This is a genomic window from Bifidobacterium coryneforme (assembly GCF_000737865.1).
Taxonomy (GTDB): Bacteria; Actinomycetota; Actinomycetes; order Actinomycetales; family Bifidobacteriaceae; genus Bombiscardovia; species Bombiscardovia coryneformis.
Genome location: NZ_CP007287.1, coordinates 938,378 through 951,837, shown reverse-complemented (window position 1 = coordinate 951,837; position 13,460 = coordinate 938,378). Strand labels below are relative to the sequence as shown.

Here is a 13,460-nt window from a genome sequence, read left to right as displayed (position 1 = left end):
TTGACATACCGGCGGAAATCGACCCTGTTCTTGTCCTGGGGCCTGGTGACGCGGTTATGGGTCGAATCGAAAGCGCCTTCCCTCATGTGAATACGCTGATTCGCGGGAACAGGATCGTTCTGACCGCGACCGAGCCAGGGGGGGACAGGGAGGCCAGCCAGGTATACGACCTGCTTGCCGAACTGGTTCAGGCCGCCTATCAGGCACCATTGGATGCCGACCAGGTCGGCAGGCTCCTGGATCACCGTCGTATGGGCGATTCCACCCTGACCGGTGCCGTCGCGGTTTCCGCATCAGGTCGGCTTCCCCGGGAACGTCGTATGGAGAACAATGACCGCATGGCTGCCAGGCGAGTCCGGCCGGCAGATGAAGACCGGGAAGTGGGCGGTGCCGGGCATGCGACTGAAGATATTGCTAACGGTGGTTCCGGTGTTCATGTCGAAAACCTGTCCGCAGTGAAGTCCGACTCGTGGAACTTCGACAGTGCCACGGATGGGAGAATCGTCGGAGGGAACGGAGCGAAGCCGGGACAGAATGGAGACGATGCAATTCCAGGAGGGCATGTGGCTGATGGTATGACGCCGGATACTGATCACCGGGACTCGCTCCGACAGGCAGGATATGACGAAGGAACGCCTTCCGAGATGACCTTCTCCGTGGCATCGGTCATGAGAAGCCCCCTGGCGTACTCGTCAAAAGGCCCCATCCGCCCCAAAACCACAGGCCAGATGGCCTATGTCTCATCCATCCAGACACATACCATCACCTTCGGTATCGGACCGGCGGGAACCGGTAAGACCTATCTGGCAGTGGCCAAGGCGGTGCAGGCCTTCAGGGCCAAACAGGTCAGTCGTATCATCCTCACTCGCCCGGCGGTCGAGGCCGGTGAGAGTCTCGGATTCCTGCCCGGGACCCTGAATGAGAAGGTGGATCCGTATCTCAGGCCTCTCTATGATGCCCTCTCCGACATGCTGGGCGCCGAGAGGATGCACCATTATCTGAGCAACGAGACCATTGAGGTGGCGCCCCTGGCATACATGCGCGGCCGCACCCTCAACGATGCCTTCGTCATCCTGGATGAGGCACAGAACACCACCCGCCAACAGATGAAGATGTTCCTGACCAGGCTTGGATTCAATACCAAGATGGTCATCACCGGCGACATCACCCAGGTCGATCTGGGCCTGCCGACATCAGGACTCGCCACCATCGAGGAGATTCTTGGCGGGATCGACGATATCGCCTTTGTGCATCTGGAGGCAGGGGATGTGGTTCGTAACCGGCTGGTGGGCAAGATCGTACAGGCCTACGACAAGGCGGGGGCAAAGGCAGACAGGAGGCCTGACAAGGCATGAGCGTCGAAGTCACCAACGAAACCCAGTGGGAGATCGATGCAAAGACCTTCTCGGACCTGGGGGTCTGGGTACTTGATCAGATGCAGGTCAGCACCCAATCCGACATGACAATCATCTTCAACGATCCGGACCCCATGGCCTCCCTGCATGAGCGATGGATGAACCTTGAGGGGCCGACCGACGTCATGAGCTTCCCCATGGATGAACTTCGCCCCGGTGACGGGAGCCGGAAGGTGGAGGGCATTCTGGGCGATATCGTCATCTGCCCGTGGGTTGCGGCGCAGCAGGCGCAGGCGGCCGGGCACTCGGTGATGGAGGAGATGCTCCTCCTGACCATTCACGGCACCCTCCATCTGCTTGGCTATGATCACACCACCAGGGCCCAGGAAGGGCAGATGTTCGGCTTGCAACGTCAGCTCCTGCTGACATTCCTGTCACTGAGGCAGGGTCCCATGGGCGAGGTCTCGTTGCCATCCGGAGCCTTCAATGCCCTGGCGGCATATGAAGACAGCAGAGACCCTGGTCATGGTCCCGGGACGGGCGTGGTCGGTCATAGGAGTCGTTCATGAATCAGGAAGAGGAGTCGCGATGACCAACCGTTCGATTCTGATACTGGTTGCCCTGGCACTGGTGGTACTGATCCTCGTCGGTCTCTCCCTGATCCTGGCTGCGGCCGAAGGATCGGTGACCAGAGTAACCAGATCCAGTCTGAACAATCTGATTCTGGGCCTACAGACGGACCAGGACCTGAGCCAGTTCTCCCGGATGAAGAGGATCGACAGGATACACAAGGCCCAAAAGCTGATTTCGCAGCGCCAGGCGACCTCAAGCGGGTGCGCCTACTTCAGGATCATCTGCGACATCCTCATCGGCCTTCTGGTGGGCGGAATGACCCAGGTTGCCGGTTTCCCGGTCTGGGAGCAGGTTGTCTGCGGCCTCGTGGCAGCTGTTCTGGTGGCCATGATTTCGGTCACTATTGGTCCTGGGAGGAATGGAGCCAAGCAGCCGCTGGAAATCCTGCTCAGGTACGTTCGCATCATTTCCATCGCTGTTCGACTGGCGCCTTTTAAGAAGAGGCGCATGAACGGTTCCGTATCCATGGGTTCCAGACGGAGTGACCTCTCGGATGACGAGGAGTTGGAGAAGATTCAGATCGAGCAGGGCCGGGCCATGGTCGACCAGCTGGTTGAGGCCGGGGCCTTCGATCCTGAAATATCGGAGATGCTCAAGAACGTCCTCACCCTTTCCACCACCCTGACACGTGAGATCATGGTTCCCAGAACGGATATGATCTGCATGGGGAAGGACACTAGTCCTGAAGCGGCTTTGAAGCTCTTCTCCCGTTCGGGATTCTCCAGGATACCGGTCATCGGGGAGGACATGGATGACCTGATTGGCGTGGTCTACCTGAAGGATGTGGTCAGAGCCATATCACTGGGACGACGGAAGGATGAGGGATCCATCGAGTCCTTCGTGCGTGAGCCGGTACTGGTTCCAGAGTCCAAGCCTGTGGATGACCTCTTCCACTACATGCAGAAATCCAGACACCACCTGGCCGTGGTGGTTGACGAGTACGGTGGTATCGCGGGGCTTGTCACCATCGAGGATGCCATCGAGCAGATCGTCGGTGAGCTGGAGGATGAGCACGACAGGGTCCAGCACGATCAGCCCAAGCAGGTGGGGCCGCATACCTGGAGTCTGCCTGCGCGTACATCCATTGCTGACCTTGAAGAACTCTTCGAGATAGATATTGACGAGGACGATGTGGACACGGTCTACGGACTCCTGACCAAACTGCTCGGCTCGGTACCCGTTGAAGGGTCCTCTGCGGTGACCAGGGGGATCAGACTGACGGCAGCGGACGCAACCGGACGGCGGAAGAAGATAGCGGCCATCATCGTGGAACCAGCTGATGATTCGGACATCACCCTGGAAGAGGAACCGATGGGCCAGGAAGTTGCCGGCAATGAGCAGAACTGACGACAAGGAACAGGAACTGATGAAGGAAAAGAACACCGAGGTGACCGTCCCCGGGAACAATCCGGGAACCTCCAATATCGGGGAGGCCGACGAAGCCGTTGCGGACCAGCCTTATCGCTCGGGCTTCGTGGCCGTAGTGGGCAGACCCAATGTGGGTAAGTCGACTTTGATGAATGCCCTGGTGGGCAGACCCATCGCCATCGCATCGTCACGCCCGGAAACCACCCGTAAGGCCATCCGAGGCATTGTGACCGATCCTCATGCCCAGCTGGTTCTCGTTGATACCCCCGGCATCCACCGGCCCCGAACCCTTCTTGGGCAGAGGCTGAACGATGTGGTGGACGCATCCCTTTCAGATGTCGATGCCATCGCCTTCCTTCTGCCTGGTGACCAGGTCATCGGCCCGGGTGACAAGAGGATTCTGAGCAGGCTCAGGTCGGACTTTGCCCGCAAGGACAAGGACGGGAAGTGGCAGTGGCGTAAGCCCCTGATCGCAGTGGTGACCAAAATAGACCGATTGGACAGGGACTCGTTGGTGTCCAAGCTCATCGAGATATCGGCCTTTGCTGATTTCGACCAGATCGTCCCGGTCAGCGCCCTGACCGAGGACAACGTCCAGGAGGTCAAGCAGGTCCTTATCGATGCCATGCCTGTAGGGCCTCAGATGTATCCGGAGGATCAGCTGACCGAGGAGCGGCCCGAGGATCTTATCGCAGAGCTGGTTCGTGGGGCCTTCCTGGAGGAGCTGGATGATGAGCTGCCCCATTCGCTGGCGGTGACCGTCGATTCGATCGAGCCGCCCGAGGATGGGCAGAAGGCACAGGTGCACGTTTCCATCTATGTTGAGCGTGATTCCCAGAAGCCCATCATCATCGGTCATCGAGCCGAGCATCTGGTGAGGGTCAAGAAGAAGCTGCGGACTGCAGTGAACCGAACCCTTGGTCAGAAGGCAACGCTCGATCTGCATGTCAAGGTGGCCAAGAACTGGCAGGGGGATCCGAAGCTGCTGCAAAAGCTCGGCTTCTGATTCGAACCCGGTTTCTTTCTGCGGTCGGAGGGGTTGTCCGATGCGGATTGAACGAGGTGCAGTGATACGAAAGCAGGCGGCCGTCAGTCGGTATGAACCCGATTGACGGCCGCCTGTCTGTCCGGTGGAACTCTGTTTACCGGCGGGTGGCTTTCGTCTTCTTGGAAACGTACATCCTCGTATTGAGCAGGTCGGCATACCGCTTGATGACCTTGGGTCGAATCACCTTCATGGAGGGGGTCATCAACCCATTCTCCTGGGTGAATTCCTCGGGGAGAATGATGAACTTGCGAACCGACTCCGCCCGGGAAACACCCTCATTGGCCTTGTCGACGTACTTTTGGACCTCCGCCTTGACCACGGCATTCTCCGCGGCTTCCTGCGTGGACATGTTCTGGTCGAGCCCCTTGGAGGCCAGCCAGGGACGCAGTGCTTCCTCGTTCAGCGTCACCAGGGCGGAGATGAAGGGCCGCTTGTCGCCGAGTATCAGAGCCTGGGAGACGATTTCAGATCGTTCGATGGCCTCTTCGATGGGCCTGGGGGAAACGTTCTTCCCGCCGGCAGTGATGATAAGGTCCTTCTTCCTTCCGGTAAGGGAGAGGAAACCGTCACGTGAAATCCTCCCAAGGTCGCCGGTTGCATACCATCCGTCGGGAGTAAAGGCATCCTCAGTGGCGGAATCGTTCTTGTGATAGCGATGGAAGACGCAGGTTCCCTTGATCTGCACCTCGCCGTCCTGGGCGATGCGAATGGTGAATCCGGGGAACGGAATGCCGACGGAACCCTTATGGTAAGGGGTGCCCAAGGGGCTGAATGCACAGGGGGCCGTGGTCTCGGTAAGGCCATACCCCTCATAGACCGGCACATTGGCACCGCGGAAGAAGCCGAGGAGCTGGGGGTCCAGGGGAGCGCCGCCGGAAACGATCCATTTTGTCTTGCCGCCAAGGACCTGCCTGAGTGAGTTGTAGACAATCGGGTCGTACATGGCCCTGCGCATGGCATCACGTTTGGTGGGCCATCCCTGGACGGAGATGTCGGTCATGTACTTGCGTGCCGCCTCGGCCGCTCCGGAGAAGATCTTGCCCTTGATGCCGTGGCCCGCCTTTTGGGAAGCGGCATTGTAGACCTTTTCGAAAACGCGGGGTACGCCGATGATGACCGTTGGTTTTGATTCCTGGAGGTCGGGGAGGAGGGTCGCCAGGCCAGAGGAGATGTAGACCTGCATTTCGCCATAGATCACCCCGTAGCTGATGGCTCGGGCGAAGGTATGGGCCTGGGGGAGGAAGAGGAGGATGGATCCCTCCGGATCGTACGTCAGATTGGGGATGAAAGCGTTCAGGTTCCTGGCGAGCTGGCAGTAGTGCTCATGGGTCATCTCCACACCCTTGGGCGCAGCCGTGGACCCGGATGTGTAGACGATGGAGCAGAGGTCGCTCTTTCTGATTGAGTTGATCCGCTGGTCCAACTCGGCATCGCTGATTGATTCCCCATAGGCCTGGAGCTCCTGAAGGAGGCCGGATTCAAGGCAGGAGATGCGCTCGAGGGTGGGGCAGTCCTTTTCCGCTCCATCGGCCTTGGCTTTCATATCGGCCGTCTGGACGACCAGAAGTCGTGCATCGGAGTTGTTGACGATGAACCGGATCTGCTCTGCGGAATCCGTGTCGTAGATGGTGGCGATGACCCCGCCTATGGAAAGGACCGCTGCATCGATGATGTCCCACTCGTAGCTGGTGCGGCACATGAAGGCCACGGCATCGCCCTTCTTGATGCCGTAATGCAGGAAGCCCTTGGCGGCCTTGCGGATATCGTTCAGGACCTCCCGTCCGGTCCTATAGGTCCAGGCGCCGTTTTCGACGAAGTGAAGCACGGGCCTGTCCGGGGTGCGGCGTGCACGGTCCGCGTAGATGTCGTACACAGTCATGGTGTCGGGTACCGGGTCCATGCCATCGGTCCGGGCCGTCATCAGACCCTGGTCCATGAAGGTGGTGGTGGCATAGTCCGCAGACCAGAAGTGCTTGGTGGGTAGTCCTGTATTGTCCTGGTCGGTCATGCGGCCAGTCCCTGCAGTGTTAGCCGTGTTCGGGTTCCCCTTCGGGTCATCCTCATGGCCCACATAGTGCGTCACGTAAGACTTGACCGATGTTAATATCGACACATTGACTCCTTATGACAATCAGATATGTCAAGGATACCCGTGGTCTTGGAAATTCCCGGTCTATTGTCCACCTTGGCAACTGGCAGAGGAAGTGGTATATTTGTCGGGTTGCTTTGGCGAGGGAGGCCTTCCGTCTCCGTGATCGACTCGGCGTGATTGTCATCGACCTCCTTACGGGATGGCCCTGGAATCCGACGCGGCGATGCGCCAGGATCGACACAGGCCGATCCTTTACCAACCAAGGAGGAAACAACATGGCGAATACCATCCAGCTCACGGGAGAAGTCCGCGACCAGTTCGGCAAGGGCGCAGCCCGCCGTATGCGCGTGGCCCAGGAGATTCCGGCCACCATCTACGCCGGTGGTGCCCAGCCTGATTACATCAAGCTTCCTATGCGTGAGACCACCCTGGCTCTGCGTCGTGCCAACGCACTGTTCAGCATCGAGTTCGATGGCAAGACCAAGATGGCCGTCGTCAAGGACGTGCAGCGCAACCCGGTCAAGCGCCAGGTGGAGCATGTCGACTTCTACGAGGTCCGTGCGGGCGAGAAGGTCACCGTTGAGGTTCCCGTCTTCATCAATGGTGAGACCAAGGGTGCCGCCGTTGCCTTCATCGACACCCAGAACCTTCAGGTCCGCGCCGATGTCTCCAACCTGCCCGAGCGCATCGATATCAGCGTCGAAGGCCTGTCCGACGGCGACAAGGTCCTGGCCAAGGACATCAAGCTGCCCGAAGGTTCCGAACTGATCATCGACGATCTCGAGGATTCCATCGTCTCTGTCGAGATCCCGAAGGAAGAGGCCGCTGCTCCTGAAGCCGGTGCCGCCTCTGCCGAGGGTGGGGCCGAGGGTGCGGCCTCTTCGGAGGAGTCCGCCGAGTGATTCACCGGTAGCCTTACTTCCGGGGCCGGATTGGCGTGTGTAGCCTTTCCGGCCCCTTTGCTTATCCGGACACCATGCGGATGGCCTCGGTCAGAATGTGAAACATGAAACTCCGCATCCTGGTGTCTATGTCATAGTTCCCTTAACGGCCGCCGTCATAAGCGCAGCGCCCAACAACCCAACCAGCAGTGAGAAGAAGTGGCAAGAATGGCAGATCAATCACATCATGAATCGGCAGCACTGGAGAGCATGGCGAGTTCCTTCCGGGTTGTGCCCAACGACCATCCGGCCAGCGACGAAGAGCGAGCCGGGCTGATCGACAAGCCGGCTTTCGGGCAGCTCTTTTCCGACAATATGGCCCACATGAGGTGGACCCAGGATGAAGGATGGGGCGATCGCAGAATCGAACCTTATGGTCCGCTGGCCCTGAATCCGGGAGCCTCTGTGCTGCACTATGCCCAGGAAGTGTTCGAGGGGCTGAAGGCCTATCATCACGAGGACGGCTCCATCTGGCTCTTCCGTCCTGATGCCAATGCGGAGCGATTCCATAATTCCGCCAAGCGTCTGGCCCTCCCGCCCCTGAGCAAAGAGGACTTCCTTGGCTCGGTGGCGGCCCTGGTCCGACAGGATGCCGGTTGGGTCCCAACGCGTCGCGAGTACACCCTGTATATGCGTCCCTTCATGTTCGCCTCGGAGCCCTTCCTGGGTGTGAGGGCCCCGCATGAGGTTGATTACTGTGTCATCGCCTCGCCATCCGGCCCTTATTTCGCAGGTGGAGTCAAACCGGTCAGCATCTGGGTTGAGGACAAGTGGTTCCGCACAGGCCCCGGAGGCACCGGTTTCGCCAAGTGCGGCGGTAACTACGCCGCCTCCCTCCTGGGAGAGCAGCGAGGCAAGGCCGAGGGGTGCGAACAGGTCTGCTTCGTCGATGCGGCAAGCAAGACCTTCCTGGAGGAACTGGGGGGCATGAACATGTTCGCCGTTCACAAGGATGGACACCTGGAGACCCCCAGCCTGACGGGAACCATCCTCCCGGGAGTGACCAGGAACTCCTTGATCCAGCTGGCCAATGACCAGGGGCGCGACGTAGTGGAGACCATGATCCGTCTCCAGGACCTTCTTGAGGACATCAGGTCGGGTGAGGTCACCGAGGTCTTCGCCTGCGGAACCGCAGCCATCATCACACCCATCGGTCGCTTCAAGTCGGAGGAGTTCGACGTCCAGGTCTCCGACGGTGGCTCAGGCCAGGTCACCATGGATCTGCGCAACGAGCTCCTGGGCATTCAGCTGGGTGAAAAAGAGGACCCGCACAACTGGATGTGGAAAGTCTGCTGAGACTGATTTGAGAGCGGACGGCGGACCGGTATTCTTCGAGAATACGGTCCGCCGTTTTTATGTGGTTTCAGTTTCTGCAACCGGCATGTGGCGGACAGACCTCCGTTAGGCTTGGACCGAATACAGACCGGGGCCGGTTCAACCTGGCCCGTTTGAAAGGCAGGGGCATGAAGACCGTCTTGGAGGGCAATCTGATCTTCCTGGCCATCGAGTATCTGGGTATCTTCAGCTGCGGGCTTGCCGGTGGTCTGGCCGCTGTACGCAAGCAGTTCGACATCATATCCATCCTTCTGGTTTCCTGGATCACGGCCCTCGGGGGAGGAATCGTCCGTGATGTAATGCTGGGGCAGGTGCCGCCGGTTGGCATCACGGACAAGGGAGCCGTGCTGGCAACCATCCTCTCCGGCCTGGTCGTGGCCGTGGCCCATCCCGAGATAGACCGAATGAAGTGGCTCCTCCTTGTCACCGACGCCATGGCCCTGGGGGCCTTCGCGGTCAACGGCACGGCCAAGGCCCTTGGTCTGGGAAGCGGCGGGATGACGGCCATGTTCCTGGGGATGGCCACAGCCCTGGCCGGTGGTCTTCTGCGGGATGTCCTCCTCAACCAGATACCGGCGGTCATTCAGGACAAGCATTGGTACGCCATGCCATCATTGATAGGCTGCTTCCTGACGCTGGTGGTTGTGCGGTGCCGGGAACGGGGGCTCTACACCACTGAGGTTGAGATGCTGCTGGAACTCTTCGTCGTTGCTCTGATTGTGGCCCTCAGGTTGCTCTCGGTCAGATTCGACATCGTCATCCCCGGGGCGGTCAAGCGCAGCAAGGCCCATCTGCCGATGAGCGATGAACAGATAGGTGCGGCCATCAGGCACATGCTTCGTGGAAGGTCGGACCTGAAAGTGACCATATCGTCCAAGCGCTCGGTTCACCGTCGTCGGGGCATCAAAAAAGACCACCATCCCAGCGCTTAGGATGGTGGTCCAGTTCGGTTCGAAAACCGGTGAGGTCAGAGCGCGTTGATGGCGGTGGCCAGACCGGACTTGCGGTTGGCGGCCTGGTTGCGGTGAATCACACCCTTGCCGGCGGCCTTGTCCAGGCGGCGGGCGGCAACCTGGTAGGCGGCCTGTGCGGCCTCCTTGTCACCTGCATCCACGGCCTTGCGGACGGAACGAACGGAAGTCTTGATGGCGCTCTTGACTTCCTTGTTGCGCAGGTGTGCCTTCTCGTTGGTGATAACCCGCTTCTTCTGCGACTTGATGTTTGCCAATGTTGCTCCAAACGATGTATGTAATCTGTACAGACAAGCGTAAATACTAGCACGGGTTGCGGATAAGAAGCCGCTCCCGGAGGATCATGGCCCAGGGCATCGGTTAGAATCGATAATCCAAGCTTAGATAGGAGAACAGCCCGGTGGAGCATGCCAAGAATCAACCAGGATTCACCGACCAGTCGCTGATCCGTAATTTCTGCATCATCGCCCACATCGACCATGGCAAGTCCACGGTGGCCGACAGGATCCTGCAACTGAGCGGAATCGTACCCCAGCGAGAGATGCATGACCGCTTCCTGGACAGGATGGACATCGAGCAGGAGCGGGGAATCACCATCAAATCCCAGGCGGTCCGCCTTCCCTGGATGAAGGACGGCACGGAGTACACCCTGGGCATGATTGACACCCCGGGCCACGTTGACTTCACCTACGAGGTATCGCGTGCACTGGAAGCCTGCGAGGGGGCCGTCCTTCTGGTGGACGCCACCCAGGGTATAGAGGCACAGACCCTGTCCAACCTGTATATGGCCCTGGATGATGATCTGACCATCATTCCCGTCCTGAACAAGATCGACCTTCCCTCTGCCGAGCCCGACAAGCACGCCGAGGAAATCGCCAACCTGATCGGATGCGATGTGGACCAGGTCCTCCGCGTCTCGGGAAAGACCGGTGAAGGGGTAAGGGAGCTGGTCGACAGGATAGTTGATGAGGTCCCCCCTCCCGAAGGCGACCCCAAAGCTCCGGCGCGGGCATTGATTTTCGACTCCGTCTACGACTCCTATCGGGGGATTGTGACCTACATCCGCATGGTGGACGGGGAGCTCAAAGCCCGGCAGCGAATCCGGATGATGAGTCTGGGCACCGTTCACGATCCCATCGAGCTCGGCGTGATCAGCCCCGATATGACACCGACCAAGGCTCTGGGGGCCGGCGAGGTGGGCTACGTGATCACCGGCGTCAAGGATGTCAGCCAATCCAAGGTCGGCGACACGGTAACCTCCGAGGCCAACCCGGCGGCAGAGCCGCTACCTGGATATCAGGACCCCCAACCCATGGTCTATTCGGGTCTCTTCCCGATTGACAACGCACAGTTCCCCGAGCTCAGGGACGCCCTGGACAAGCTCAAACTCAACGATGCCGCCCTGGTCTACGAACCTGAGACCTCCGTGGCCTTGGGCTTCGGCTTCCGGTGCGGATTCCTCGGGTTGCTCCACATGGAGATTGTGACCGAGCGCCTGAGCCGCGAGTTCGACATGGATCTGATCGCCACAGCCCCCAACGTCACCTACCAGGTGACCATGGAGGACGGGAGTGGACACCTGGTCAAGAACCCCAGCGAGTTCCCGGAGGGGAAGGTCAGGAAGATCACCGAGCCGGTGGTCAATGCCGACATCATCACCCCCAAGGAGTTCATCGGGTCGGTGATGGAACTCTGCCAGGATCATCGTGGACAGATGGGGACCATGGAGTATCTGAGTCCTGAACGCGTGGAGATGCACTACAAGATGCCCCTCGCCGAGATTGTCTTCGACTTCTTCGACCAGCTCAAGAGCCGGACCAAGGGGTACGCCAGCCTGGACTACCAGAGCGCCGGCACCCAGTCGGCCGAACTGGTCAAGGTCGATATTCTCATCCAAGGAGAAAAGATCGATGCCTTCTCGGCCATCGTCCACAAGGACAAGGCATACTCCTATGGAGTCATGATGACCAAGAAGCTTCGCAAGCTCATACCGCGGCAGCAATTCGAGATTCCCATCCAAGCGGCAATCGGATCAAGGATCATCGCCCGCGAGACCATCAGCGCCTTGCGTAAGGACGTGCTTGCCAAGTGCTATGGCGGCGACATCACCCGAAAGCGCAAGCTCCTTGAAAAGCAGAAGGCAGGCAAGAAGAGGATGAAGATGCTGGGGCATGTGGAGGTTCCCCAGGAGGCTTTCATCGCGGCCCTGAGCACCGAGCAGGCCAATGACCGGGATACCAAGGACAAGATTCGCGCAGCGGCCAAGAAGGAGGGGTGAGGTGGAGGAACGGCCTCCCTTCGAGGTTTACATCCATGTTCCCTTCTGCCTGAGGCGTTGCGGGTACTGCGACTTCAATACCTATACGGCCACCGACCTGGGCGGGGGAGCCAGCAGGGGAAACTATGCCGATCTTGCCATTCGCGAGATGCGGATGGCAAAGGCCTGGCAGGAGTCGCGAGGTATAACCGAGCCGGCGATATCCTCTATCTTCTTCGGCGGCGGTACCCCCACCATCCTCCCGCCTGGCGATCTTGTTCGGATGGTTCGTGCGGCAGGTGACCTCTGGGGCCTCGAAGAAGGGGCTGAAATCACCACAGAGGCCAATCCCGATACGGTTGATGCAGCCTATTTGGAAACCCTGCTTCGTGGTGGGTTCACCAGGGTATCCTTCGGGATGCAGTCGGCTGTCAGTGACGTACTCAAGACCCTGGACCGTACTCATACGCCGGCCAATGTAGACGCCAATGTACAGGCTGCGCGGTCCCTGGGACTCGAAGCCAGTGTGGATCTGATCTACGGGACGCCGGGGGAGAGTCTTGAGGATTGGCGGACCAGTCTTGAGGCGGCCTTGGACCTCGGTGTTGATCATGTCTCGGCCTATGCCCTGACCCTGGAGCCCACCACCAAGATGGGCAGGGCGGTGGCCGCAGGCCGTCTTCCCGGCCCCAACGATGACGACGAGGCCGCCAAGTACGAGTTGGCCGATGACCTCCTGTCGGCGGCCGGCCTCGGATGGTACGAGGTGTCGAACTGGTCCCGACCCGGATACGAGTGCAGGCACAACCTTGGGTACTGGCACAACGTGGACTGGGCAGGCATAGGGCCGGGGGCCCATTCCCACTACCTTCCGGCTGAGGCGGGCAGTGAGCGCCCTGGCGATGACCTCCAGAGCGTATCGGCCGCGAGCGCTCCCGCGTCGGGATTCCGCCGTACCAACTCCCCGGAAGTCGCCTCAACGGGGAGTGGAGAACTCCAGGACCCATGCAATATCGATGGCACGGCATCACCAGGAGCTGTGCGGGATGATGAAGTGACCCTGCCCTGGTGGCAGCGTCCCCATCCCGACTCCCATGAACTGACGGGCGCTTCGCTACGCTCTTGGGACATCTCCCATCCCAGGGCCTGGGCCGAGAGCATGAGTCACGGCCTGATCCCCTGGCAGGGGGCGGAAGTGCTTACCGGATCCCAAAACCTGGAGGAAACGGTCATGCTTGGGCTTCGTCTGAGCGAGGGGCTGGACCTGAATAGGCTTGAAACCATGTCGGGTCGCCGTCCCTCCCGGGAATTCCTGCAGGGGTTGATTCATCAGGGTCTTGTCGAAGTGGCTGGCCCCAGGGTCAGAGTCACCCGGCAAGGCAGGCTGCTGAACGACCTGGTCGTCGAGCGGGTGCTGGAGTCCATCGGAACCTGGTAATCGGCGGGTGGGCGCTCCGCCC

The 13,460-nt window shown here is 59.8% G+C and carries 11 protein-coding genes; 9 read left to right on the top strand and 2 right to left on the bottom strand.

Features of this window, described 5'->3' with window-relative positions; translation table 11 throughout:
* The first annotated feature begins 56 nt into the window (after window positions 1–56).
* The 4 genes from bcor_RS07650 to era are packed head-to-tail and all read left to right on the top strand — an operon-like array spanning window position 57 to window position 4,362.
* Complete coding sequence (locus bcor_RS07650; RefSeq protein ID WP_238548532.1) at window positions 57–1,355, top strand: PhoH family protein; 1,299 nt, start codon at window positions 57–59, stop codon at window positions 1,353–1,355.
* Window positions 1,352–1,924 (top strand): rRNA maturation RNase YbeY, encoded by a 573-nt coding sequence (gene ybeY, locus bcor_RS03650; RefSeq protein ID WP_051875652.1) that lies wholly within the window; start codon window positions 1,352–1,354, stop codon window positions 1,922–1,924. Before bcor_RS07650 ends, ybeY begins: the two co-directional genes overlap by 4 nt.
* A 19-nt stretch (window positions 1,925–1,943) precedes the next feature.
* The gene (locus tag bcor_RS03645; protein ID WP_033496961.1) at window positions 1,944–3,335 is read left to right on the top strand and encodes a hemolysin family protein; all 1,392 of its coding nucleotides are present in this window, start codon (window positions 1,944–1,946) and stop codon (window positions 3,333–3,335) included.
* Window positions 3,322–4,362 carry a GTPase Era gene (era, locus tag bcor_RS03640; RefSeq protein WP_420796631.1) on the top strand — a complete coding sequence of 347 codons (1,041 nt, stop codon included), beginning with the start codon at window positions 3,322–3,324 and terminating at the stop codon, window positions 4,360–4,362. The genes bcor_RS03645 and era overlap by 14 nt, the downstream gene beginning before the upstream one ends.
* A 136-nt stretch (window positions 4,363–4,498) precedes the next feature.
* On the opposite strand, the gene bcor_RS03635 is transcribed toward era, so the two are convergent.
* Complete coding sequence (locus bcor_RS03635) at window positions 4,499–6,517, bottom strand: AMP-dependent synthetase/ligase (RefSeq protein WP_033496963.1); 2,019 nt, start codon at window positions 6,515–6,517, stop codon at window positions 4,499–4,501.
* 254 nt (window positions 6,518–6,771) lie between these two features.
* Here bcor_RS03635 and bcor_RS03630 point away from each other — a divergent pair, with 254 nt between their 5' ends.
* From bcor_RS03630 to bcor_RS03620, 3 genes are all read left to right on the top strand, one after another.
* Complete coding sequence (locus tag bcor_RS03630) at window positions 6,772–7,398, top strand: 50S ribosomal protein L25/general stress protein Ctc (protein WP_033490135.1); 627 nt, start codon at window positions 6,772–6,774, stop codon at window positions 7,396–7,398.
* A 207-nt stretch (window positions 7,399–7,605) separates the two neighbouring features.
* Window positions 7,606–8,733: a branched-chain amino acid aminotransferase gene (locus bcor_RS03625; RefSeq protein WP_033490134.1), complete on the top strand. Its 1,128-nt coding sequence runs from the start codon at window positions 7,606–7,608 to the stop codon at window positions 8,731–8,733.
* 167 nt (window positions 8,734–8,900) lie between these two features.
* The gene (locus bcor_RS03620) at window positions 8,901–9,704 is read left to right on the top strand and encodes a trimeric intracellular cation channel family protein (RefSeq protein ID WP_081870334.1); all 804 of its coding nucleotides are present in this window, start codon (window positions 8,901–8,903) and stop codon (window positions 9,702–9,704) included.
* 35 nt (window positions 9,705–9,739) lie between these two features.
* On the opposite strand, the gene rpsT is transcribed toward bcor_RS03620, so the two are convergent.
* Window positions 9,740–10,000, bottom strand: a complete 261-nt coding sequence (gene rpsT, locus bcor_RS03615; RefSeq protein ID WP_033490132.1) for a 30S ribosomal protein S20 — start codon at window positions 9,998–10,000, stop codon at window positions 9,740–9,742.
* Between the two features lie 143 nt (window positions 10,001–10,143).
* Here rpsT and lepA point away from each other — a divergent pair, with 143 nt between their 5' ends.
* Entirely contained in the window at window positions 10,144–12,021 is a 1,878-nt protein-coding gene (gene lepA, locus bcor_RS03610; protein ID WP_033496966.1) for a translation elongation factor 4, read from the top strand.
* Window position 12,022: 1 nt separating this feature from the next.
* Entirely contained in the window at window positions 12,023–13,438 is a 1,416-nt protein-coding gene (hemW, locus tag bcor_RS03605; RefSeq protein ID WP_033496968.1) for a radical SAM family heme chaperone HemW, read from the top strand.
* Window positions 13,439–13,460: the final 22 nt, after the last annotated feature.

What these genes read in the sequence shown, in the direction of transcription:
- ybeY (WP_051875652.1), top strand. Translation starts at nt 1,352, where the DNA reads ATGAGCGTCGAAGTCACCAACGAAACCCAGTGGGAGATCGATGCAAAG.
- bcor_RS03645 (WP_033496961.1), top strand. Translation starts at nt 1,944, where the DNA reads ATGACCAACCGTTCGATTCTGATACTGGTTGCCCTGGCACTGGTGGTA.
- era (WP_420796631.1), top strand. Translation starts at nt 3,322, where the DNA reads ATGAGCAGAACTGACGACAAGGAACAGGAACTGATGAAGGAAAAGAAC.
- bcor_RS03625 (WP_033490134.1), top strand. Translation starts at nt 7,606, where the DNA reads ATGGCAGATCAATCACATCATGAATCGGCAGCACTGGAGAGCATGGCG.
- bcor_RS03630 (WP_033490135.1), top strand. Translation starts at nt 6,772, where the DNA reads ATGGCGAATACCATCCAGCTCACGGGAGAAGTCCGCGACCAGTTCGGC.
- bcor_RS03620 (WP_081870334.1), top strand. Translation starts at nt 8,901, where the DNA reads ATGAAGACCGTCTTGGAGGGCAATCTGATCTTCCTGGCCATCGAGTAT.
- bcor_RS07650 (WP_238548532.1), top strand. Translation starts at nt 57, where the DNA reads ATGGGTCGAATCGAAAGCGCCTTCCCTCATGTGAATACGCTGATTCGC.